This window comes from Pseudomonas coronafaciens pv. oryzae str. 1_6, assembly GCF_000156995.2.
In the GTDB taxonomy this organism is placed as follows: domain Bacteria; phylum Pseudomonadota; class Gammaproteobacteria; order Pseudomonadales; family Pseudomonadaceae; genus Aquipseudomonas; species Aquipseudomonas tremae.
This window is the reverse complement of record NZ_CP046035.1, coordinates 3924764-3948413: the sequence shown is the minus strand read 5'-3', so window position 1 is coordinate 3948413 and position 23650 is coordinate 3924764. Positions and strand designations below refer to the sequence as shown.

23 protein-coding genes are annotated in these 23650 nt (G+C 59.2%); 14 read left to right on the top strand and 9 right to left on the bottom strand.

Annotated elements, in window-relative coordinates; translation table 11 throughout:
- Positions 1–26: 26 nt before the first annotated feature.
- From POR16_RS17685 to POR16_RS17655, 7 genes are all read left to right on the top strand, one after another.
- Positions 27–1031, top strand: a complete 1005-nt coding sequence (locus POR16_RS17685; RefSeq protein ID WP_054997852.1) for a response regulator — start codon at positions 27–29, stop codon at positions 1029–1031.
- Between the two features lie 116 nt (positions 1032–1147).
- Positions 1148–2243, top strand: a protein-coding gene (gene prfB, locus POR16_RS17680) for a peptide chain release factor 2 (protein WP_096059895.1) whose coding sequence is annotated in 2 segments (ribosomal slippage) — positions 1148–1219 and positions 1221–2243 — 1095 coding nt in all. Because the reading frame shifts where the segments join, the coding sequence is not laid out codon by codon here.
- Between the two features lie 69 nt (positions 2244–2312).
- Positions 2313–3815, top strand: a complete 1503-nt coding sequence (gene lysS, locus POR16_RS17675; protein ID WP_005891735.1) for a lysine--tRNA ligase — start codon at positions 2313–2315, stop codon at positions 3813–3815.
- A gap of 121 nt (positions 3816–3936) precedes the next feature.
- On the top strand, positions 3937–4662 hold the full coding sequence (locus tag POR16_RS17670; RefSeq protein WP_005891737.1) for a TetR/AcrR family transcriptional regulator: 726 nt from the start codon (positions 3937–3939) through the stop codon (positions 4660–4662).
- A 140-nt stretch (positions 4663–4802) separates the two neighbouring features.
- Positions 4803–6080 carry a flavohemoglobin expression-modulating QEGLA motif protein gene (locus tag POR16_RS17665; RefSeq protein WP_024671804.1) on the top strand — a complete coding sequence of 426 codons (1278 nt, stop codon included), beginning with the start codon at positions 4803–4805 and terminating at the stop codon, positions 6078–6080.
- Between the two features lie 117 nt (positions 6081–6197).
- Positions 6198–7094: an alpha/beta hydrolase gene (locus POR16_RS17660; protein WP_005891740.1), complete on the top strand. Its 897-nt coding sequence runs from the start codon at positions 6198–6200 to the stop codon at positions 7092–7094.
- Positions 7091–7411: a PA3694 family proteiin gene (locus POR16_RS17655; RefSeq protein ID WP_005891741.1), complete on the top strand. Its 321-nt coding sequence runs from the start codon at positions 7091–7093 to the stop codon at positions 7409–7411. The genes POR16_RS17660 and POR16_RS17655 overlap by 4 nt, the downstream gene beginning before the upstream one ends.
- Before the next feature lie 66 nt (positions 7412–7477).
- Here POR16_RS17655 and lptF read toward each other — a convergent pair whose 3' ends face one another.
- Both lptF and POR16_RS17645 read right to left on the bottom strand, forming a co-directional pair.
- On the bottom strand, positions 7478–8260 hold the full coding sequence (gene lptF, locus POR16_RS17650) for a lipotoxin F family OmpA-related lipoprotein LptF (RefSeq protein ID WP_005891742.1): 783 nt from the start codon (positions 8258–8260) through the stop codon (positions 7478–7480).
- A gap of 58 nt (positions 8261–8318) precedes the next feature.
- Positions 8319–8732, bottom strand: a complete 414-nt coding sequence (locus POR16_RS17645) for a DUF4398 domain-containing protein (protein ID WP_005891743.1) — start codon at positions 8730–8732, stop codon at positions 8319–8321.
- 381 nt (positions 8733–9113) lie between these two features.
- On the opposite strand from POR16_RS17645, the gene ppc reads away from it, so the two are divergent.
- From ppc to POR16_RS17615, 6 genes are all read left to right on the top strand, one after another.
- Positions 9114–11750 (top strand): phosphoenolpyruvate carboxylase, encoded by a 2637-nt coding sequence (ppc, locus tag POR16_RS17640; protein WP_005891746.1) that lies wholly within the window; start codon positions 9114–9116, stop codon positions 11748–11750.
- A gap of 281 nt (positions 11751–12031) precedes the next feature.
- Complete coding sequence (adk, locus tag POR16_RS17635; protein WP_005891753.1) at positions 12032–12679, top strand: adenylate kinase; 648 nt, start codon at positions 12032–12034, stop codon at positions 12677–12679.
- A gap of 86 nt (positions 12680–12765) precedes the next feature.
- On the top strand, positions 12766–13440 hold the full coding sequence (gene tsaB / locus POR16_RS17630; RefSeq protein ID WP_005891756.1) for a tRNA (adenosine(37)-N6)-threonylcarbamoyltransferase complex dimerization subunit type 1 TsaB: 675 nt from the start codon (positions 12766–12768) through the stop codon (positions 13438–13440).
- A 237-nt stretch (positions 13441–13677) separates the two neighbouring features.
- Positions 13678–13989: a hypothetical protein gene (locus POR16_RS17625; protein WP_054989663.1), complete on the top strand. Its 312-nt coding sequence runs from the start codon at positions 13678–13680 to the stop codon at positions 13987–13989.
- Positions 13990–13991: 2 nt separating this feature from the next.
- Positions 13992–14855, top strand: a complete 864-nt coding sequence (locus POR16_RS17620) for a DUF72 domain-containing protein (RefSeq protein WP_005891759.1) — start codon at positions 13992–13994, stop codon at positions 14853–14855.
- 49 nt (positions 14856–14904) lie between these two features.
- Positions 14905–15594 carry an extensin-like domain-containing protein gene (locus POR16_RS17615; protein ID WP_005891762.1) on the top strand — a complete coding sequence of 230 codons (690 nt, stop codon included), beginning with the start codon at positions 14905–14907 and terminating at the stop codon, positions 15592–15594.
- A 59-nt stretch (positions 15595–15653) separates the two neighbouring features.
- On the opposite strand, the gene POR16_RS17610 is transcribed toward POR16_RS17615, so the two are convergent.
- A complete protein-coding gene (locus POR16_RS17610) occupies positions 15654–16277 on the bottom strand; it encodes a hypothetical protein (protein ID WP_005891765.1) in 624 nt (207 codons plus the stop codon).
- 96 nt (positions 16278–16373) lie between these two features.
- Between POR16_RS17610 and POR16_RS17605 the strand changes: the two genes are divergently transcribed.
- Positions 16374–17198, top strand: coding sequence for a class I SAM-dependent methyltransferase (locus POR16_RS17605; protein WP_122358002.1), 825 nt, complete (start codon positions 16374–16376; stop codon positions 17196–17198).
- Here POR16_RS17605 and POR16_RS17600 read toward each other — a convergent pair whose 3' ends face one another.
- The 6 genes from POR16_RS17600 to dapE form a co-directional block, all read right to left on the bottom strand.
- Complete coding sequence (locus POR16_RS17600) at positions 17199–17888, bottom strand: DUF4197 domain-containing protein (RefSeq protein WP_005891771.1); 690 nt, start codon at positions 17886–17888, stop codon at positions 17199–17201.
- Between the two features lie 197 nt (positions 17889–18085).
- Positions 18086–18436, bottom strand: coding sequence for a YbaY family lipoprotein (locus POR16_RS17595; protein WP_005891775.1), 351 nt, complete (start codon positions 18434–18436; stop codon positions 18086–18088).
- 121 nt (positions 18437–18557) lie between these two features.
- A complete protein-coding gene (gene plsB, locus POR16_RS17590) occupies positions 18558–21059 on the bottom strand; it encodes a glycerol-3-phosphate 1-O-acyltransferase PlsB (RefSeq protein WP_005891779.1) in 2502 nt (833 codons plus the stop codon).
- 193 nt (positions 21060–21252) lie between these two features.
- Positions 21253–21630: a hypothetical protein gene (locus POR16_RS17585; protein ID WP_005891780.1), complete on the bottom strand. Its 378-nt coding sequence runs from the start codon at positions 21628–21630 to the stop codon at positions 21253–21255.
- Positions 21631–21649: 19 nt separating this feature from the next.
- On the bottom strand, positions 21650–22459 hold the full coding sequence (locus tag POR16_RS17580) for a putative RNA methyltransferase (RefSeq protein WP_005891782.1): 810 nt from the start codon (positions 22457–22459) through the stop codon (positions 21650–21652).
- On the bottom strand, positions 22459–23610 hold the full coding sequence (dapE, locus tag POR16_RS17575) for a succinyl-diaminopimelate desuccinylase (protein ID WP_005891785.1): 1152 nt from the start codon (positions 23608–23610) through the stop codon (positions 22459–22461). The genes POR16_RS17580 and dapE overlap by 1 nt, the downstream gene beginning before the upstream one ends.
- Positions 23611–23650: the final 40 nt, after the last annotated feature.

Here is a 23650-nt window from a genome sequence, read left to right as displayed (position 1 = left end):
GACTGTCGGCGAACAGGAGACAATCCATGGATGACCTGCACAAGGACGACATACTCCCCCCTGACGACGACAGCGCGATGGTGCTGCTGGTTGATGATCAGGCGATGATCGGCGAAGCGGTCCGGCGCGGGCTGGCCGGTCACGAGTCGATCGATTTTCACTTCTGCGCCGATCCGCATCAGGCGATTGCCCAGGCGGTGCAGATCAAACCAACGGTCATCCTTCAGGACTTGGTGATGCCGGGGCTGGACGGTCTGACGCTGGTGCGTGAATACCGCAGCAACCCGCTTACCCGTGACATCCCGATCATCGTGCTTTCCACCAAGGAAGATCCGCTGATCAAGAGCGCAGCATTCACCGCAGGTGCCAACGATTACCTGGTCAAGTTGCCGGACAACATCGAGCTGGTTGCACGAATTCGCTATCACTCGCGCTCGTACATGACGCTGTTGCAGCGCGACGAAGCCTATCGCGCCTTGCGCGTCAGCCAGCAGCAGTTGCTCGACACCAATCTGGTGTTGCAGCGACTGATGAACTCCGACGGCCTCACCGGGCTGTCGAACCGTCGTCATTTCGACGAGTACCTGGAGCTTGAATGGCGAAGGGCAGTGCGTGACCAGTCGCAGTTGTCGCTGCTGATGATCGATGTCGATTATTTCAAGGCCTACAACGACAACTTCGGCCATCTTGAGGGCGATGAAGCGCTGCGTCAGGTGGCCAAGGCAATTCGCAACAGTTGCAGTCGCCCATCTGATCTGCCAGCGCGCTACGGCGGTGAGGAGTTCTCTATGGTCCTGCCCAACACGTCGCCAGGCGGCGCGCGGCTGCTGGCCGAAAAACTCCGGCAGAGCGTGGCGAGCATGAACATTCCGCATGTCGCCCCGGCGCCCGGTTCCAGCCTTACCGTCAGTATCGGCGTCGCAACCGTGACGCCGCAGCTGGAGATGTCCAGCCGTCAGTTGATTCTGGATGCCGACAAGGGGCTTTACGTGGCGAAGAACAACGGGCGCAATCAGGTTGCGGTGGGCTGACCGCAACAGCCCCGATAAAATAGACACCACAACGACCGTCCGACGGGCTGCATTCGCGGCTCGGCCTGGGGTATACTCGTCGGCTTTGAAAATTTCGCCTGCGAGTGCTGCCTACCATGGAAATCAACCCGATCCTAAACAGCATCAAGGATTTGTCCGAGCGCTCCGAAACCATTCGGGGGTATCTTTGACTACGATCACAAACATGATCGTCTGACCGAAGTCAACCGCGAGCTCGAAGATCCAAACGTCTGGAACAACCCGGCCTACGCCCAAGAGCTGGGGCGCGAGCGCTCTTTGCTGGCGCAGATCGTCGAAACCCTGGACGAAATGTCCTCCGGACTGGTCGATGCCAAAGACCTGCTGCTGATGTCCGCCGAAGAAGAAGACCAGGCCGCCGTCGATGACGTGGCTGCCGAAGTCGAGCGTTTGCGTGCGTCGCTGGAAAAGCTCGAATTCCGCCGCATGTTCAGTGGCGAAATGGACCCCAACAACGCCTATCTGGATATCCAGGCCGGTTCCGGTGGCACCGAAGCCCAGGACTGGGCCAACATCCTCTTGCGCATGTACCTGCGCTGGGCCGACAAACGCGGTTTCGACGCAACCATCATGGAGCTGTCTGCCGGTGAAGTTGCCGGCATCAAGGGCGCGACCGTGCATATCAAGGGCGAATACGCCTTTGGCTGGCTGCGTACTGAAATCGGCGTTCACCGTCTGGTGCGCAAGAGCCCGTTCGACTCCGGCAACCGCCGTCATACCTCGTTCTCGGCCGTGTTCGTGTCGCCGGAAATCGATGACAACATCGAAATCGACATCAACCCGTCGGACCTGCGCATTGACACCTACCGTTCCTCCGGTGCCGGTGGTCAGCACGTAAACACCACCGACTCGGCGGTGCGCATCACCCACGTTCCGACCAACACTGTGGTCAGTTGCCAGAACGAACGCTCCCAGCATGCAAACAAGGACACCGCCATGAAAATGCTGCGGGCCCGTTTGTACGAGCAGGAAGTGCAGAAGCGCAACGCAGCGTCCCAGGCCCTCGAAGACACCAAGTCCGACATTGGCTGGGGTCACCAGATTCGCTCCTATGTTCTGGACGCCTCGCGCATCAAGGACCTGCGGACCAACATCGAACGCAGCGACTGCGACAAGGTGCTTGATGGCGATATCGACGAATACCTGATCGCAAGCCTCAAGCAAGGGCTGTAAACCGTCAGCCGACCCCTCAAGCCCCTCGTCGCAAGGCGAGGGCGAACCCGTGATGGAATATCTAAAGACATGAGCGACCAACAACTCGACCCGCAAGCCCTGCAACAGGAAGAAAACACCCTGATCGCCCTGCGCAAGGAAAAGCTTGCTGCCGGCCGTGCCAAGGGTCAGGCCTTCCCCAACGACTTCCGCCGCGACAGCTACTGCAACGACTTGCAGAAACAGTACGTCGACAAGACCAAGGAAGAACTGGCAGAGGCAGCGATTCCGGTCAAGGTTGCCGGTCGCATCATGCTCAATCGTGGCTCGTTCATGGTGATTCAGGACATGACCGGACGCATCCAGGTCTATGTCAACCGCAAGACCTTGCCCGAAGAAACCCTGGCCGAGGTGAAAACCTGGGACCTGGGCGACATCATCGCTGCCGAAGGCACCCTGGCGCGTTCCGGCAAGGGTGACCTGTACGTCGAGATGACTAGCGTGCGCCTGCTGACCAAGTCGCTGCGCCCGCTGCCCGACAAGCACCACGGCCTGACGGACACCGAGCAGCGCTATCGTCAGCGTTACGTCGACCTGATCGTCAACGAAGACGTGCGTGAGACGTTCCGCGTGCGCTCGCAGGTAATCGCTCATATCCGTAGCTTCCTGATGAAGCGCGACTTCCTCGAAGTCGAAACGCCGATGCTGCAGACCATTCCCGGCGGTGCTGCTGCCAAGCCGTTCGAAACCCATCACAATGCACTCGACCTGGAAATGTTCCTGCGTATCGCGCCAGAGCTGTACCTCAAGCGTCTGGTGGTCGGCGGGTTCGAAAAAGTCTTTGAGATCAACCGCAACTTCCGCAACGAAGGCGTTTCGACCCGGCACAACCCCGAGTTCACCATGCTCGAGTTTTACCAGGCGTACGCTGACTACGAAGACAACATGGACCTCACCGAGGAGCTGTTCCGTGAACTGGCGCAACTGGTTCTGGGCAGCACCGATGTGCCCTATGGGGACAAGGTGTTCCACTTCGGCGAGCCTTTCGTGCGCCTGTCGGTGTTCGATTCGATCCTCAAGTACAACCCCGATCTGACTGCGGCCGATCTGCAGGACGTCGACAAGGCGCGTGCCATCGCCAAGAAGGCCGGCGCCAAGGTGCTCGGCTTTGAAGGTCTGGGCAAGCTGCAGGTGATGATTTTCGAAGAGCTGGTCGAGCACAAGCTGGAGCAGCCGCACTTCATTACTCAATACCCGTTCGAAGTATCGCCGCTGGCCCGTCGCAACGACGACAACCCGAGCGTTACCGACCGCTTCGAACTGTTCATCGGCGGTCGTGAAATCGCCAACGCCTATTCCGAGCTTAATGACGCGGAAGATCAGGCCGAACGCTTCCAGGCTCAAGTGGCCGACAAGGATGCGGGTGATGATGAAGCCATGCATTACGACGCCGACTTCGTTCGCGCGCTGGAATACGGCATGCCGCCTACGGCGGGCGAAGGCATCGGTATCGATCGTCTGGTGATGCTGCTTACCGATTCTCCGTCGATTCGGGACGTGATCCTGTTCCCGCACATGCGCCCGCAAGCGTAGTCAGTTGAAAATCAGCCGCCTTTGATGGGCGGCTTTTTTTTAGGTGTTTTTTCAGAATGACTCATTTCAGAATCACTCATTCAGAGCGACTCATTTCAGAGCGACTTAAAAGGAAGCTGTCGTGACGATTGCCAGAGAAGGGGCCGCCGGAGTAGCGAGTGCGGTGGCTAAAAGTGTCAAGTATCAAGGCCGAAAGGCCACTCGCGAAGGCAGCGAGCAACGCAGGCAGGTCATTCTCGACGCCGCCATGCGCATCGTGGTGCGCGACGGCGTACGCGCTGTGCGCCATCGTGCAGTGGCTGCCGAAGCCAATGTGCCGTTGTCGGCCACGACCTATTATTTCAAGGACATCAATGATCTGTTGACCGATGCTTTCGCTCAATACGTTCAGCGCAGTGCCGATTACCTTGCCAGGCTATGGCAAAACACCGAGGTTGTTCTGCGCGAGATGATGGCCCGCAGTTCGGGAAGCCCGAGCGACCGATTTCGGCTGGCCGACGACATTGCGCGCATGGTGACGGAGCATATCCGGCGCCAATTGCTGACCCGGCGTGACTACCTGATCGCCGAGCAGGCTTTCTATCACGAAGCGCTGATCAACCCGCGCTTGACCCCGCTGGTCATGGCCCATCAGGAAATTCTGCTGCAGGGCAGCTGCCAGTTTTTTCAGGTGATCGGCTCTGTGCACCCTTATCAGGATGCACAGGTGTTGACGGGACTCATACGTCGCATGGAGTATCAAGGCCTGCTTCATGGTCCACAGCGTCAGGCAGATGAAGAAATGCTCTGTATCCTGACGCGTCAGATGCGTCTGGTGCTGGGGACGCCGCAGCCCCTCAAGGCGTGACGATGCTTCTTGCCGGGTTCTCTGGTTCAGAAGCCCGCGCGGCTTGACGATTCTGCCTTTTCGGATATTTTTCTAGAGGTGGCGCATGACCCGTGCGCCGCCAAGCAGCAGGGCGAAAGCCCGCCAGCCAAGGAGTCCCGGTGGACGAGTATCAACAGACTATTCGTGCTTTATCGGATCGGATCGTCGTTGCACAGACGCCCATCCGCATTCTGGATGCAGTGAAGTGGGACGAGACGGTTCGTAAGGAGTTTCTGGCTGCCAAGGGCAAGGCATTGCCTGCCGTGGACCGTGCCTATTATGAAAACCGCCCGCTGGGTTTCGATTCGGTTGCCTTGAAGCAAGAGTTTCAGAATATCGAGCGGGACGTCACGCGTCAGTTGGGGCAGTTCAACCCGGTCGGACAGATCATGCGGCGCATGTGCCGCGAGTACCGAATGGTGGTGCGCATGCTTGAAGCGCGTGGCACTCCTGACTTCGGGCTGATCTCGCAGGAACTGTACGGCGCGGCGTCCGATGCGTTCCATGCCGGTGACCCGACTCTCGCCGACCTGGGGTTGATGCTTTCTGATTACCTCAACAACATCGCCGGACGCGGTGACTTGAAGGACGAGCCCAAAATCCTGACGGCCAAAGACGCTGTCTCGCTGCTGCAATCGCGTCTGAACCGGGTGTTCGGCGAGGCCGAGGAAACCATTCGTGTGTTTGAGTCGGACGGTATCGTCGCCGATGCGGCTGCCGGTGCCGACTACATCAAGATCCGCAGTGATGCGATGTTCAACGAACGTGATGTGCGAGCGCTTGAGGTCCACGAAGGGCTGGTTCATGTCGGTACTACGCTGAACGGGCAAAATCAGCCGATCTGCACCTTCCTGTCCAAAGGCCCGCCTTCGTCGACGGTGACTCAGGAAGGGCTGGCGATTCTCATGGAAGTCATTGCCTTTGCCTCTTACCCCAGCCGTCTGCGCAAGCTGACCAACCGTACGCGTGCCATTCATATGGCGGAGCAGGGCGCTGATTTTCTGCAGGTGTTCGAGTTCTATCGCGAACAGGGTTTCGGCATGTCGGAGAGTTACGGCAACGCCAGCCGGGTATTCCGCGGCTCGGTGCCGAACGGGTTGCCGTTCACCAAGGACCTCTCTTACCTGAAAGGCTTCATCATGGTCTACAACTACATTCAGTTGGCCGTGCGCAAGGGCAAGCTTGAACAGGTGCCGCTGCTGTTTTGTGGCAAGACCACGCTGGAAGACATGCGCAGCCTGCGGCAATTGGTGGACGAAGGCCTGGTTGTCGCCCCCAAATACCTGCCAGAACAATTTCGCGACATGAATGCGCTGTCGGCCTGGATGTGTTTCTCCAACTTCCTCAATCACCTCAGCCTGGACCGCATTGAAGCGGATTACTCGAATATCCTGTAGCCACGCGGTCGGTTTTTCGTCCTCTCGGCCTTTGGCCAGTATCAAAAACAGGCTTGCGCATGATGCGGAGCGTCGGCGCGAGAGCCCTATGGCAATGAGACTTTAAGGAACCTCTTTTTGAAACTGATCGGCATCTTCGCCCTGATCCTGAGTCTCACCGGCTGCAGCTCGATGCTGTTTTATCCCGAGCCGGGTGTGCCGTTCACGCCAGACAAGGCGCGGCTGCGCTATCAGGACGTCAACCTGACCGCTGCCGACGGTACGCGCCTGCACGGCTGGTGGCTGCCGGCCAAAGAAGGGGTGCCGGTCAAGGGCACGGTTCTGCACCTGCACGGCAACGGCGGCAACCTTTCGTGGCACCTGGGCGGAACCTGGTGGTTGCCGGAACAGGGTTATCAGGTGCTGATGCTCGACTACCGCGGTTATGGTCAGTCGCAGGGCAAACCCAGCCTGCCATCTGTGTATGAGGACGTTCAGGCGGCTTTCGACTGGCTGAACGCCGCGCCGCAGGTACAAGGTAAACCGCTCGTGGTGCTGGGGCAGAGCATCGGCGGCGCGTTGGCAGTGCACTACCTGGCAGAGCATCCGCAGGAACGCTCCAGAGTAAAGGCACTGGTTCTCGACAGCGTGCCGGCCAGCTACCGCAGCGTCGCGCAAAACTCGCTGAGCAAATCCTGGCTGACCTGGCCTTTGAAAACGCCGTTGTCGTGGCTGATTCCGGACGCCGACAGTGCCGTCAACGGCCTGCCGCAACTGGCAGGCACGCCGATATTGATCTTCCATAGCATGGACGACACGCTGGTGCCTCTTGCCAATGGCATCGAGCTGTACAAGGCTGCGCCACCGCCACGGGTGTTCCAGCTGACCCGAGGCGAGCACGTGCAGACGTTTGCCGATCCGCTGTGGCGCCAGGTTATGCTGCGTTACCTCGAAGACCCGGCCCACTTCAACGGCCTGCGTCGTCTGGGCGAAGTGCCCGATTATCCCGCCCCTCCCGGACAGGCTGGGCAATGAATCGGGACCGCAACGTCAATGGCATGATCCTGAGCGGCGTCGGCGCAGTCATCGGTACTGTCGGTTGCTTGTGGTTTTACGGTTACCTGCACTTTGCAAAACCTGAAGACGCCTTGCTGCTCAGTGAATTCACCCTGCTCAAGACCGTGCCCGGCGAGGACTACAAAGTTGCTGCAACGCCCGCCGCAGAAGTCGCGCAATGCGTTGATGGCGTGCTGGTGCTGTTCGATACCTCGCGAAAGGGGTTGTCGGGCGTGCTGGTCGACGACCACAGGCAGGCGGTGCGTTGCATCGGCCAGCAGCCTCCCGGGCAATAAATAACCAGGCATTAAAAAGCCCCGCCTGTATGCGCAGGCGGGGCTTCGGTGCAACGGCTCGATCGTTTATTTCATCGAAGAGCGCGGTGCAACAGGCTGGTTGTCGTTGGAAATGGTCACTTCCACGCGACGGTTCATGGCGCGGCCCGAGTTGCTGGTGTTGTCGGCAACCGGGTATTCCTTGCCATAGCCCATGGTGACGACGCGCGCAGGGTCTACACCCATGCGAACCAGTGCCATGCGGACCGAGTTGGCGCGACGCTCTGACAGCGACTGGTTGTAGGAAGCCGAACCGGTGCTATCGGTGTAGCCTTCAACAATTACTTTACGGTCAGGGTTTTCCTGAAGGAAAGAGGCCAGCTTGCCAATGTCGCCCTGAGCGGTCGGCTTCAGGTCAGCCTTGTTGTAGTCGAACAGCACGTCGCCGAACGTTACCAGCGTACCGCGCTCGGTCTGCTTGGCGTTCAGGCTGTTTTTCAGTGCTGCGATCTGGGCATCACGTGCGTCCAGACGCGCTTTGGCACGGTCGGCAGAAGCGTTCTGCAGAGCGGCTTCAGAAGTGCGCAGGGCAATGGTCTGCTTGGCCAGCTCGACGCGCTGATTGGTCAGGTAAGCCAACTGATCGACTTTCTGAGCATCTTCGCTGTCGCGGAAAGCCTTGTCGGCCTTGTCCAGCCACTCGCTGGCGTCTTTGGTCTCGAGCGCAGCAACCTTGGTTGCTTCCGGGTTGGTCTGCAGCGCTGTGAAGTTGCTACGAGCCTGTTCCAGGTTAGGGTTGGGCTTGGTTGCACAGGCTGCCAAAGCAACGCTCATGGCCAGCAGAGCAGGGATCATCAATTGTTTACGCATAATAGGGTCGTCCTTTAATCAGTTACGAATTCATGAAAACAGAAGGAGGGCGGGGCAATCACTGCACCTGGCGCATGCCTTCTTCACGGAGTTCGTTGACGCCCTGACGAGCATCCTGCACGGCCTTGGCAGCTTTGGCGGCCTGAGATTTGCGTTCTGCTACACGAGCGTCCCACTCGGCTTGTTCAGCCAGTTTGCGGGCTTCGTCGTACTTGTGGTCCTGCATCGCCAGATCAGCTGCCTTGAGCTTGTCTTGAGCCGACTTCATTTCCACGGCTGCGAACTCGGTACCGCCGGCGCTGACAGCGCTGTTGACGGCTGACTGAGAAACCGCGTACTGCTCTGACGGCGGGTTGCCTGCGCAACCGGCGAGGATGAAGGTGCTACCGATTGCCAGCGCAGCAAGCTTCAGGCCGCGCAGGCCTTTGGATTTGTTTTTGGCAGTAGGGGTGTTCATGGTGATCAACTCCATTGTCTGACTCCGAACGTGGTTATCCATGACAGTTTTCTTATCAAGTCCGGGCATGAGGTTATACAACTGCCTGCTGCCTGACGGGCTTTTCTGTAATGGTTAATGGCTCCGACCCGCGCACTTTTTGAATAGTTCAGATAAATATTTCCTCATCGGCCAGGAAATTTCAATAGCGCCTGGCGTTGGTAGAGTATTCCGTTCGACAGGTAAACGAGGCTGAGCCCGCGTGATCATGGGGATGCAGGGCAGGCTTTTTATTACAAGGATTTGTCGTGGCAAGGGCTTTTGGTGCACTGTTGGCAAAGCGGATTTGAATTCACGTAGCTGTTCTTTTTGAACGGATACGCAACTGAGCCCAAATAAAAACCGGGAGAGGGAACGATGGCCGATATCGATGCACGTCTGCGCGAAGACGTTCACCTGCTGGGTGAGCTGTTGGGCAATACGATTCGTGAGCAACGCGGTGCCGAATTTCTCGACAAGATCGAACGTATTCGCAAGGGCGCCAAGGCTGGCAGGCGCGGCTCTGCAGAAGGGGCCGAACAGCTCAGTTCAAGCGTCGATGGGCTGGAAGATGACGAACTGCTGCCAGTGGCCAGGGCTTTCAACCAGTTTCTCAACCTGGCCAACATCGCCGAGCAGTATCAGCTCATGCACCGGCGTGACGACACTCAGCCTTTGCCGTTCGAGTCGCGGGTGCTGCCCGAGTTGCTTGATCGCCTGAAAACTGAGGGGCATGCGCCTGATGCCCTGGCGCGTCAGTTGAGCACGCTGCAAATCGAACTGGTGCTGACGGCTCATCCCACCGAGGTGGCCCGTCGTACGTTGATTCAGAAATACGACGCGATCGCTGCGCAACTGGCGGCGCTGGACCATCGAGACTTGAGCAGCGCCGAGCGTTCTCAGATCACTTCTCGCCTGCAGCGCCTGATTGCCGAGGCCTGGCACACCGAAGAGATCCGGCGGATTCGCCCCACCCCTGTTGATGAGGCAAAGTGGGGCTTTGCCGTCATCGAACATTCACTCTGGCACGCTATTCCGAATTACCTGCGCAAGGCCGATCACGCGTTGTTCTCGGCCACAGGCACGCACCTGCCACTTGACGCCGCTCCGATCCGCTTTGCGTCCTGGATGGGGGGCGACCGTGATGGCAATCCAAATGTAACTGCGGCCGTCACCCGTGAAGTACTGCTGCTGGCGCGCTGGATGGCGGCTGACCTGTACCTTCGTGACGTCGACAATCTGGCGGCGGAGCTGTCGATGCAACAGGCCAGTACCGCACTGCGCGCCAGTGTCGGTGACAGTGCCGAGCCGTATCGCGCCGAACTAAAGCGCCTGCGCGAACGCCTGCGTGCCACTCGCAATTGGGCCAATGCGTCATTGACGGCCAGCCAGCCCGCTCCTGAAGCGGTGCTGCACGATAATCAGGACCTGCTGGCCCCGTTGCTGCTGTGCTTCCAGTCCCTGCATGAGTGCGGCATGGGCGTGATCGCCGACGGCCCGCTGCTGGATTGTCTGCGTCGTGCAGTCACCTTCGGCCTGTTTCTGGTGCGTCTGGACGTGCGTCAGGATTCCACCCGGCATTGCGCGGCGATGACTGAAATCACCGATTACCTCGGGCTGGGACGCTATGAAGACTGGGATGAACAGGCCCGGATCGACTTTCTGCTGCGCGAGCTGGATAACCGCAGACCGTTGTTGCCGAGCTACTTCAAGCCTGCGGCGGATACCGCAGAGGTTCTGGCGACCTGCAGAGAGGTGGCAGCGGCTCCGGCGGCGTCGCTGGGCTCCTATGTCATCTCGATGGCCGGTTCGGCTTCAGACGTCCTGGCCGTGCAGTTACTGCTCAAGGAGTCTGGCCTGCAGCGCCCAATGCGTGTGGTGCCACTGTTCGAGACCCTTGCCGACCTCGACAACGCCGGGCCGGTAATCGAGACCTTGCTGGGTTTGCCCGGTTACCGCTCGCGCCTGCACGGCCCGCAGGAAGTCATGATCGGGTATTCCGATTCTGCCAAGGATGCTGGCACCACGGCAGCGGCCTGGGCGCAGTACCGGGCGCAGGAAAGGTTGGTCGAAATCTGCCGTGAGCAACAGGTCGAATTACTGCTGTTCCATGGTCGCGGTGGTACGGTTGGGCGGGGCGGCGGCCCGGCGCATGCGGCGATTTTGTCCCAGCCGCCTGGCTCGGTGGCTGGACGCTTCCGCACCACCGAACAGGGCGAAATGATTCGTTTCAAGTTTGGTCTACCGGACATCGCCGAGCAGAACCTGAACCTTTACCTGGCCGCCGTACTGGAAGCCACCTTGTTGCCGCCTCCGCCGCCACAGCCCGCCTGGCGCACGATGATGGACCAGATGGCCAGCGACGGCGTCAGCGCCTATCGCGCCGTGGTGCGCGAGAATCCCGAGTTCGTCGAGTACTTCCGCCAGGCGACACCCGAGCAGGAATTGGGCCGCTTGCCATTGGGCAGTCGCCCGGCCAAGCGTCGTGAAGGAGGTGTTGAAAGCCTGCGCGCGATTCCGTGGATCTTTGCCTGGACCCAGACTCGCCTGATGTTGCCCGCCTGGCTTGGCTGGGAAGCGGCGCTGAGCAAGGCGCTGGCACGCGGGGAGGGTGATGTGCTGGCGCAGATGCGCGAGCAGTGGCCGTTCTTCAGAACCCGTATCGACATGCTGGAAATGGTACTGGCCAAAGCCGACGCGGACATTGCCCGACTCTATGACGAACGTCTGGTCTCCGCCGAGCTGCAACATTTGGGCGCACATTTGCGCGACCTATTGTCGCAGGCCTGCAAGGTGGTGTTGGGCCTGACCGGTCAGGCGCGACTGCTGGCTCATAGCCCTGAAACGCTTGAGTTCATCAGTTTGCGCAACGCCTACCTGGACCCGCTGCATTTGCTTCAGGCCGAGCTTCTTTCCCGGTCGCGTAACCGTGAAGCTAATCTTGACAGCCCTCTGGAACTGGCGCTGCTGGTGTCTGTGGCGGGGATTGCTGCCGGTCTGCGCAACACTGGTTGAAGGCCTTGAGCGGCGCCGTTGCCAGGTCGTTTCGATCCGGCAACGGCAGCGCCTGGGTTTGCAGGCCGGCCCACCGAAAACATTGATGCAGATCACGCTGTACGACTACCAAGGCCCGCAAGCCTGCACGCCTGCGGTTGCTGCGACTTTCGGCGGCTTGTGCGGCCCCGGTCTGCTGTGTATCTTGATCAGCCTTTCGGCCTGTTGGCCTGATTATTTTTTAGATTGGCCCCCGAGGCGAATCCGTTGATTTCACTATAAAAAATTTGAGGAGCATGACGATGCGCGTGATTCTGCTGGGAGCTCCCGGGGCCGGTAAAGGTACTCAGGCAAAATTCATCACTGAAAAATTCGGCATCCCGCAAGTTTCGACAGGCGACATGCTGCGCGCTGCGGTCAAGGCTGGCACTGAATTGGGCCTGAAAGCCAAAAGCGTCATGGACGCGGGCAATCTGGTTTCCGATGACCTGATCATTGGTCTGATCAAGGACCGTCTGGCTGAGCCGGACTGCGCGAATGGCGTATTGTTCGACGGCTTCCCTCGCACCATCCCTCAGGCTGAAGCGCTGTTGAAGGCCGGTCTGGAAATCGACCATGTGCTGGAAATCGCCGTTGATGACGAAGAAATCGTCAAGCGCATGTCGGGTCGCCGTGTGCACGAGGGTTCTGGCCGCATCTACCACACGATCTTCAATCCGCCGAAGGTCGAAGGCAAGGATGATCTGACTGGCGAACCACTGGTACAGCGCAAGGATGACGTAGAAGAAACCGTGCGTCTGCGCCTGAAGGTTTACCATGACCAGACCAAACCGCTGGTCAAGTTCTACAGCGAGCTCGAAGCGAAGAACGGCAAGCCCAAGTGCAGCCATATTCCTGGCGTCGGTTCGGTTGAAGACATCACTGCCAAAGTGCTGGACGCTCTGAGCTAAGCCGCTGCACCTGCTTGATAAATGGCCCGCTTGCGGGCCATTTGTCATTTATACTGCGCCACTTTTTCACCAAGACGGAACCACCGATGACCACCTTGCTGGCCCTGGACACTGCCACTGAAGCCTGCTCGGTCGCTTTGCTGCATGACGGCAAGGTACTGAGCCATTATGAGGTGATTCCACGCCTGCATGCCCAGCGCCTGCTGCCCATGATCAAGGACCTGCTGGCCGAGGCGGGTATCGCAATGTCGGCGCTGGACGCCATTGCCTTCGGGCGCGGTCCGGGGGCTTTTACCGGGGTTCGCATTGCAATCGGTGTGGTGCAAGGGCTGGCGTTCGCGCTGGAGCGTCCGGTGTTGCCCGTCTCGAACCTGGCTGTTCTGGCGCAACGTGCCTTTCGCGAGCACGGTGCTTCGCACGTCGCGTCGGCCATCGATGCGCGCATGGACGAGGTCTACTGGGGTTGCTACGCCGAGAAGGCCGGTGAGATGCGTCTGATCGGCGAGGAAGCGGTCATGGCGCCCGAGCTGGCAGCACTGCCGGCAGGTTCCGTCGAGCCGTGGTTCGGTTCCGGCACTGGCTGGGGCTACGCCGAACGTATTCCGGTAAGCCCGGCGGGTTACGATGCCAGCATGCTGCCCCACGCACAGGACCTGCTGACCTTGGCCACCTTCGCCTGGCATCGCGGCGAATCCTTGCCGGCAGATGATGCTCAGCCGGTGTACCTGCGTGACAAGGTCGCGACGCCTAAAGCGCGTTGATAGGCGCAGCGTGGAACGCACAGACCGCAAAGTGGCGAGCTGATTCGCTGCTCATGAAACTCCGTGTCAGGCCGATATAAATGTCAATAGGCCATCTACCGTTTATCGTCTGTATGCGTCTTAATCGCATATAGCGAAAACAATTTGCCAGATGTGTGGTCTAGTTATCGTTAAGCAATTTGCGAACTACAAGGCAGTAACGCTAAATTGCCACTATCGACGCCGAGTAAATAATCGATGCGCATAGACGGAACATCATCACGTTCATACCCGATCAAGCGAAAGCCGCAGAAAACGCCTGCTACTGTTGAAGGTTCTTTTGAGGAAGTCGTTACAGATGCCGAGTTGCCGCCACCTGCGGCGCAGGCTCGTCGGGAATCGGGCGACTCACCGGTTGGCAGCACGGGCAATGTCCCCGCGCGTCCGCAGGACATCATCTTTCCGCGCTCCATGAGTTCTCGCGTTGCCCATGCGTTGGCCAGCTATCTCACAACTGCCACCTTTGTTGATTGGGACCTTGAAGTATCCGGGCTCGATCTTCACGTCTGATTGTGTCTCGCCTCCCTTACTATCTCGGCTGCCCGTCATGGAGTGAAAACGCCTGGCGCGACTCCCTGTACCCTGAAGATGCGCGTCCCGCCGATTTTCTGAGCCTTTACACTCAGGTATTCAACGTTGTTGAAGGCAACACCACCTTCTATGCCCGTCCCGCCGCCACGACCGTGCAGCGTTGGGCTGAGACGATGCCTGAAGATTTCCGCTTCACCGCCAAATTCCACAAAGACATCAGCCACAGCGGCGACCTTCGCCAGCAAGTCGGTGCTGCCGAGGAATTCATTCGTCTGCTTGCGCCGCTGGGAGGCCGGATTGCGCCATTCTGGCTGCAATTGCCCGCGAGTTTCACCCCGCATAGGCTCGCTGAACTGGTCAGCTTTGTCGATGAGTTGAGCGTGCCTCTGGCGGTGGAAGTGCGCAATATGGCTTTCTTCCTGAAGGGCGATGAGGAGCGCATGCTCAATCGCCTGCTGCTGGACCGGGGCATCGAACGTATCTGCCTCGATTCGCGTGCATTGTTCAGTTGTGTCTCGACTGATCCCGCCGTGCTGCATGCGCAGTCCAAGAAGCCGAAAGTGCCACCGCGTCCTGCAGCACTGACCCTTTTCCCTCAAGTCCGCTTCATCGGCCGTCCGGAGCTGGAAGCCAACGACCCGTTTCTGGTTCAGTGGGTAGAGAAGGTCGCGGCATGGATCGAAGAGGGGCGCACGCCCTACGTGTTTCTGCACACCCCCGACAACCTGAGGGCTCCTGAACTGGCCAGACGCTTTCATGAGCAACTGATGGCACGGCTGCCGGGCTTGCCATCTTTGCCTGAGCTGGAGCGCGGTCCGCAAGTGGAGCAGTTGGGCTTGCTCTGAAGCCACTAGGTGTGGGCTTATAGAGCTTTAACCGGTGCGAAGGCTGAACATGCGGGTATTGCTGTTTTTCTTGGTGATCTTCACCGGCTGTGCGCTTGCGGTCTGGCGTGGCTGGGTCGAAGTGCCAGCGCGCTGGAACCCTTGGGCACCGCTGGACGTGCGAGCAGAGCCGAACATCCTGACCGTTTATAAATTGTCTCGATTGCAGAATGACCCCTCGCTGTGTGGCCAGGTGTTGGGTACTTCCGGGCTGCGCTTCAGTCGCCAGGCTGATAGTGGTCCGGACGCCAAATGTCCGCTGGAAAATACCGTGCGTATTCAGGGTGGCGATGTGGCGCTGAGCAGCAGTTTTCTTGCCAGTTGCCCACTGGCTGTTGCCTATGCGCTGTTCGATATTCACACCTTGCAGCCAGCTGCTCAGGCGGTTTTCGGCCAGCGTGTGGTGCGGATCGATCACCTTGGCAGCTTTGCCTGCCGTAACATCTATAACCGCGCCAACAGCAGGCTCAGTCAGCATGCGACGGCCAACGCGCTGGACATCTCGGGCTTTCGCCTGGCAGATGGTCAGCGCATCAATCTGCTAAAGGACTGGGGCGATACCGGTTACAAAGGGCGTTTTCTGAGGCAGGTGCGTGATGGTGCCTGCAGAAATTTCAGCACGGTGCTGGGGCCGGAATACAACGCGGCGCATCGTGATCATTTTCATCTGGATATGGGAAGGTGGTCGGTGTGTCGGTAAGTCAGGGGCAAGCGATACATCACAGGCGCGCTAACAGACGCTCGCCGCTTGTTTGAGGCTTAGGCCGCCATCCGCAGGTTTTGCAGAATCAGTGGGCGCGCCCAGCTGTTTTCGTAGTCGAACTGGCGCTGTTGAGCGGCAATGGTTTGCTGGTCAAGCGGCAGGGCAGGCTTGTCGGCCAGGTCCCATTCAAGCTCGGCAATCGGCAAATGCAAAGGTCGCGGCTGCGGGCCGGGGCCTGGCGTGCCTTTGTCATCGTAGGGGTTCAATACGGTTGGGCGTACCCAATTGCTGTCGAATTCCAGATGGCGCTGCTGTTCGATCATCTCGACGATGCTGAAAGGTTCGGCAGGCGGTGGCAGCAGGTCGAGATCAAATTCGGCGATCGGCAGGAACAGAGGCTCAGGTGGCTTGACCTCGGTGTCAGTAACCGGGCAGGAGCGTTGCTCAACAATTTTGCTCAGGGTTTTCGCACCAGCGACCGGCTCGCCGGTTTCGACATCGACTTCAACCGCGGTCGGGTGTACTGCAACTGTAGCGCTGTCACTGACCTGTTCTGCCATCGCCCGGGCAAATGCATCCGACCACAGATGCGTCACACCACCCAGTGTGCGGCTGTTGCGAACGCTAAAGTCGCCTGAGTGCGACAAATAGCCGATGGATGATTGAACAATGTCTGACATAGCGATCAGTACTGGCCTTGGGTCTGGCAAAATGCCGGATACTTGGTTATCGGCAGATCTTGCCGATCATTAACAATTTTCGAGTGTATGAACGCAATGAGTGAGCAGCAAGCAGGCAGTCGTGTCCGGGTCGAGTCGCAGAGGGTCGACGGGCAGGCTGCCGCAGCCGATTGGGCGCAAAGACTAGGGCTGCCGTTGCAGGACGTTGAGGCGGATTTTGCTTTGCAGGTCACCGATGATGGGCTGCAATTGCAACAGTTGGGCGACGATGCGCCGGGCGCTGTAAGGGTCGATTTTGTCGAGGGTGCTGTTGCTCATCGTCGATTGTTTGGCGGTGGCACCGGGCAGATGATCGCCAAAGCCGTTGGCATTCAGCCAGGCATACGGCCCAGCGTGCTGGATGCCACCGCCGGGCTGGGCAAGGACGCATTCGTCCTGGCGAGCCTTGGCTGCGAGATGAGCCTGATCGAGCGCCAGCCAATTATCGCTGCTCTGCTTGAAGATGGCCTGCTGCGCGGACGCAGCGACCGCGATGTCGGTTCGATCATCGCGCAGATGCGCCTGCTGACCGGCAACGCCATCGAGATCATCCGTGACTGGACAGGCGAGCCGCCGCAGGTCATCTACCTCGACCCCATGTTCCCCCACCGAGAAAAAACCGCGCTGGTGAAAAAGGAGATGCGCCTGTTCCGGCCGCTGGTCGGCGATGACATGGACGCACCGGCATTGCTCGAGGCTGCCCTCGCGCTGGCCACCCATCGCGTGGTGGTCAAACGCCCGCGCAAGGCGCCTTGCATTGTCGGTCCCAAGCCGGGTTACGCGCTGGATGGCAAGTCCAGCCGCTACGATGTCTACCCGAAGAAAGCCTTAAAACCCAAAGCAGTGGGAAAACAGCAGGACACTCAGGGCAGCTCCCAATAACTAAAGTGCCCCGAACACCTTTTTCGCCAGCCCGGTCGCCGCTGCCTGTGGGTTGGCGCGAATGCTTTCTTCCTGTTTGGCAATCATCTCAAACAGGCCGTTGAGGGCCTGCTCGGTCACATAACTTTCGAGATTGGCACTTTTGCTGTCCAGCGCACCAAGAGCGGCGGCCTTGCCGGCAAAGGCATTGTATTTCTGCACCAGGCCTACCTGATCGGTAGATTTCTTGACGATAGGCAGGAATTTGGCACGAATCTGTTCGCGGCTGGTGCTACTGAGGTATTGGGTTGCCGAGTCTTTGCCGCCACTGAGAATGGCCTTGGCATCAGTCACGCTCATCTTTTTCACAGCATCTACCAGCAACGCCTGAGCCTGGGGTACGGCCGCTTCAGCAGCCTGGTTCATGCTGTTTTCCAGCTGATCGACCTGACTGCCCATGCCGAGCATTTTCATCTTTTTCGCGACCTGGCCCAGTTTGCCAGGCAGTTCGATGCGCACGTCCTGATTCTTGCTGAAGCCACCGGGTACGCCCAGTTGCTTGACCGCAACCTGAGCGCCCTGGGTCAGGGCGTCCTTGAGCCCGCCAGTGGCGTCCGACTGCGAAAGGTCGCTCAGCGACAAGGCAAAAACATTGGCAGACATCAGCAGGCCAGCACACAGACCGGCGAACGTAAACGAAAAACGAGGCATAAGGCGTCCTTGTAGAAATGAGTTCTGACCTGCGCCTGATTCAAAGTTGGCGCGTTACGCTGTCAAGCGTATCAGGAAGTCATGAGAAGGCATCCAAAACCTTGGTGTGCAGAATGTCGCTGGAGAAAACAGGCTGGGAGAATCGAAAGCGGCGCGCAGATAGCGCGCCGCTGAAGCGTGATTTGACTGCGGACCGATCAGTCAGAGACCTGAATAACCTTGATTTTCAGGCCGCTCTGGTTCTGGTCTGTCAGTTCAATCGAGTGGACGGTGTCGTTGATCCAGAGCAACTTGCCCTGGTGTTCGATGCGCGCCGAGAAGGCATAGCTATGGCCTTGCACAGGATAACGGTTCCCGGCATAGCCCAGTTCGAACGGTAACGGTGTCTGGTGGTCGATCTGTTTTTCGCACGTGGCGATGACATCTGCCGGGGCGTCAGCCAGGCTGATGTCACTCAGGGTGACGTTCAGGTTGCAGCCGTTCGGCAGCGCAATGCGTGGCAGGTAAAACACTTCGCCCTGAAGCCTTACTAGGGTTTCGCTGGTCATTTCAATTTCCTTATTGAGTGAGCACCCTTCATGGGTGTAACCCCACCCTAGCAGGCAGCAGAGCATACGAACTGCGAACCGACTGCCTGTCTGGAAAACCCTGCCAAGTTGCTGAAATACCCTACGCTGCCCCTGTTTCGCTTCTTACGTTTTGCTCTTCTTCGTTGCTGTGCAGCGCCACTTGCCGGATGGACAGGCGTATTTCAGCAGGCAAGACGCGTTTGGCTGCACCTTCTGCCAGTTCGCCCAGCATGGGGTGATAGCTCAGCTTGCCGGCGCTGTCCTTGCGCAGTACGCCGAGGTCGAGCAGGGTCTGGATGAAGTGCCTGAACAGGCTCTTGTCGAAAAACTCAGGCGCATTCAGGCCATGCAGAATCGACAGGCGCTGGGCCATTACCGTGCACAGGTCTTCCAGTTCTTCGGCGCTAAGGGTGTTTTGTCCGCTGTTGAGCAGCAAGGCGATTGCCATGTAGAAACGCTGCAGCGTTTGCGCAATGGCCCGCGACAACAGGGTCAGCAACACGAACTCTCGAGAGCTGGGTTCCGGACGTACATAAACGTCTTTGCGAAAGCGCAGCAGGCCTTGTTCGACAAATGCATTCAGCCACTGGTCGACCACCGCATCGAGCTCGCTCAATGGCCAGCGAATGAATAGCTCCGATTGCAGGTACGGGTACAGCGCACGCGTGTAGCGCAGAATCTGTTCGCGGCTCATGCGCGACGAACTCTGGAAAAAGCTCGCCAGCAGGGAGGGCAGGGCGAAGATATGCAACACGTTGTTGCGGTAGTACGTCATCAAGACCGCATTCTGCTCGTTCAGGTACAGAATCTTGCCCAGCGCGTCTTTTTGCTCGGCAAGCAGGTCCATCCCTTTGACGTGCTCGATCAATGAGCGCCCATCGCCTTCCGGTAACGTGGTGTGCGGCGAATAAGGGACGCTGCGCAGCAGTGTCAGGTACAGGTCGAGCACGCGCTCCATGGCCTGGTCGTCGAGTGCCAGCTTTTGAGTCGACAGCAGCGCAATGGCGACGAGGTTCATCGGGTTTACGGCTGCCGCTTCGTTCAGGTGCTGAGCGACGCGTTCGCCCAGTCGGTGAGTCGTTTCGCTCAGCCATTCAGGGCGAAATTCAGGCGTCAGCTCCTGCGCGCGCCAGTCTGGCTGTTCGCTGTCAAGAAATTCGGCCAGCTTGATAGGCTCGCCGAAATTCACCGACACCTGACCAAAGCGCTGCTTCAGCGCGCCGATGACTTTGAAGATGTCGAAAATCGATTCCTTCTTCTTGGTCGCGCCCCTCAGTTCGCCCAGATAGGTACGGCCTTCCAGCACTCGCTCATAACCGATGTACACCGGAATAAAGACAATCGGCATCCGCGAGTTGCGCAAGAAGCTGCGCAGTGTGATGGCGAGCATGCCGGTCTTTGGCTGCAACATGCGTCCGGTGCGCGAACGACCGCCCTCGACGAAGTATTCAACCGGGAAACCCTTGGTAAACAGGGTGTGCAGGTATTCGTTGAAGACCGCGGTGTACAAAGGGTTGCCCTTGAACGTACGTCGCATGAAAAACGCACCGCCACGCCTCAGAAGGCTGCCGACCACCGGCATGTTCAGATTTATGCCGGCAGCGATGTGCGGTGGTGTGAGGCCGTTGCGAAACAGCAGGTAAGACAGCAGCAGATAATCGATGTGGCTGCGATGGCAAGGAACGTAGATCACTTCATGACCGGGTGCGACCTCTTGCACGCCTTCAATGTGACTGACTTTGATGCCGTCATAGATCTTGTTCCAGAACCAGCTGAGCACCACTTCCAGAAAGCGGATCGCGGAATAGGTGTAGTCCGAGGCGATCTCGTTGCCGTAGCTCAGTGCACGTTCCCGGGCTTTCTCCAGCGTGATCTTTTCGCGCTCTGCCTCTTCGATGATGGCCTGCTTGACCAATGGCTCGGCGAGCAGGCCTTTGACCACATTGCGGCGGTGCGAAACGTCCGGGCCAATCACTGCGCTTTTCAGGTTGCGAAAATGCACGCGCAGCAGGCGCTGAGTCATGCGCAGGGTCAGTTCGTAGCCTTTGTTCTGGTCAACCAGCTCGCGCATGTGAATGGGCTCGGAGAACTGCACGCGTGTCTTGCGGCCCAGAATCAGAATGCTGACCAAGCGACGTAAGCGACCAGTCACCGCCCAGCTGTCAGCGAACAGCAGCTTCCAGGCGCTGGACTCTCTGTCCGGGGATTGCCCCCAGAACACGCTGACCGGAATGATCTGCGCATCTTCAGCGGGGTTCTGACTGACCCCCGCAACCAGACGCTCCAGGGTCGGCGGTGCGCCGCGCTTGTCTTGGCGACCGAGCCAGTCGGGCGATGGTGTTAGGTAAAAGAATGCTGCGGGTTCGATCAGGTTGCCAACCGCCACGGACAATACCGGTCTAGGCAGCCCTGCTTTGCGGCATTCGGTATCGATTACCGCCAGATCACTGAGCGACGGAGACTGCAGGGCATAGAAAACCGGCCGGCTGCGATCAAGGTTGAGCGTGAAAGACGATTGGTTGATTGTTTCCGAGCGAACCCAGAGATACAACAATCGGCGCAGAGTGCCGAACACGAGACGACGGAAGGGAGATCGGGTCATACGGCTTCTGCTGAGTCAGGAACGGGCGGCTGCCCGAGATGGGCGCCAGTGTGACGTATCCCGAGACGATCGGCAAAAACCGCTGCACGCCTGTTGTGGCCTCTGCGCTGGAGACGAACGCTTGAAAAGCGCGCTGGATCGAGCAGGCTTGCTTCATCGACGTCGGTCATCCATAGCGTCTAGGGGAAAAGCCTTACGCCGTGCGCCAGGTAATCTCTTCTTCGCCATCGGCACTGACGCGGATCCAGCGGTCGGCAGTTTCGTCGCTTTCTTCTTCGATCCAGGTGCCTGGTGCGCAGCGTACTTCAACGTTCAGCGCTGCGAAGGCCGCGCGGGCGCAAGCGATGTCGTCTTCCCAAGGGGTCTGGTCGCTGTCGAGGTGCAGGCTGTTCCATTTGCCGACGGCCTTTGGCAGCCAGGTCACGGCCACTTCGCCCGCCTTGCATTTCCAGGTCTGGCCGCGTTGCGTCCAGTCACTGCAAGTGCCCAGGGCATTGCTCAGCCATTCGGCGATTGCCTTGTGGTCGACGTCTGCATCTTTCAGGTAAATCTCGATATCGGGTTGGCGCATGGGTGCCTCTGTTGAATGCTTATTGCAGCACGAAATAATCGTAGCGCATGGAAACGGTGACCTTGAAAGGTCCTGGTTGCTCGATGACCGCAGTGCGGCGTTCGGCACTGGCACGCCAGCCGTGAGGTGTCATTGCCAGAAGATCGGCGCGTGACTGGCCGTCGATCAGCTTTAGCGTGTAGCTCAGGGTTTCGCTGTGCTGCAACTGCATGCCCGGCGGTACCAGCGCCAGGTGCTTGTCGTCGGCGTAATCGCGAACCTCGTCGTAGAGTTGCTGGCGCAGTTCCATCAGGTGTTCGCGCGTCGGGCCTACGCGCATCAGTCCGCCACCGGGTGTCAGCAGACGTTTGGCTTCCTGCCAGTCCAGCGGGCTGAATACACTGGCCAGAAACTGACAGCTTGCATTTGGCAGCGGCACTCTGGCCATGCTGGCGACCATCCAGGTCACGCCAGGGCTGCGTCGGCAGGCGCGCTTGACCGCTTCGCGCGAGATATCCAGTGCAAAGCCGTCGGCATGGGGCAGCGCCTCGGCGATCTGCGCAGTGTAATAGCCTTCACCGCAGCCGATGTCCAGCCAGTGAGCCGGCGAGCGTTCAGCCGCAAGCGCTGCCAGGCGTTCGGCAACCGGGGCGTAGTGCCCCGCGTTGAGAAAGTCGCGACGTGCTTCGACCATCGCCTGATTGTCGCCCGGGTCACGGCTGTTTTTGTGCTGCACCGGCAGCAGGTTCAGGTAACCCTGACGCGCGCGGTCGAAGCGATGGTTGGCCGGGCATACGACACCGTTGTCGGCTGCGCTTAGCGGTGCAGAACAGATTGGGCAGGTCAGCATCAGGCGAGCAACTTGACCAGGGTCTGGTAGTAGATCTCGGTCAGCACGTCGAGATCGCTGGCCAGGATGCGTTCGTTGACCTGGTGAATGGTCGCGTTGACCGGGCCAAGTTCGACCACTTGAGTGCCCAGGGTCGCGATGAAGCGGCCATCCGAGGTGCCTCCGCTGGTCGAGGCTTTGGTGTCGCGCCCGGTCACGTTCCTAATGCTGGACGACACGGCGTCCAGCAGTGCGCCCGGCTCGGTCAGGAACGGCAAGCCCGACAGCGCCCAGTCGATGTGCCAGTCGAGTTCATGTTTGTCGAGGATCGCAGTGACGCGCTGTTGCAGGCCTTCGACCGTCGACTCGGTCGAGAAGCGGAAGTTGAAGACGGCCACCAGTTCGCCCGGGATTACGTTGGTCGCTCCGGTACCTGCGTTCAGGTTGGAGATCTGGAAGCTGGTCGGCGGAAAGAAATCATTGCCATTGTCCCAATGCTCGGCGGCCAGTTCGGCCAGCGCTGGCGTTGCAAGGTGGATCGGGTTCTTCGCCAGATGCGGATAAGCCACATGGCCCTGCTTGCCGCGTACGATGAGCGTGGCGCCCAGCGAACCGCGCCTGCCGTTCTTGACCACATCGCCCACCAGCGTAGTGCTTGACGGCTCGCCGACGATGCACCAGTCCAGACGCTCCTTGCGTGCGGCCAGACGCTCGACCACGGCCTTGGTACCATGATGGGCCGGACCTTCTTCATCGCTTGTGATCAGAAACGCCACCGAACCCTTGTGGTCCGGATGGTCAGCGACGAAACGCTCGGCCGCGACCAGCATTGCCGCCAGACTGCCTTTCATGTCTGCGGCGCCACGTCCGCAGAGCATGCCATGCTCGTCTATCAGGGCATCGAACGGGTCGTTCTGCCAGTTTTGCACCGGACCGGTCGGCACCACGTCGGTGTGGCCGGCGAAACACAGTACCGGGCCGTCGCCGGAACCATGAGTGGCCCAGAAATTGTCGACGTCTTCGATGCGCATCGGCTCCAGCTTGAACCCGGCATCGCCCAGGCGCTGCATCATTACCTTCTGGCAATCGGCATCGACCGGTGTTACCGAAGGTCGACGGATCAGGTCGCAGGCAAGTTGTAGGGTGGGCGAAAGGTTGGCTGGGGCCGTCATGTACAGAACTCCGGTAGCAAGACTTTGGGCGCGAAAAGGC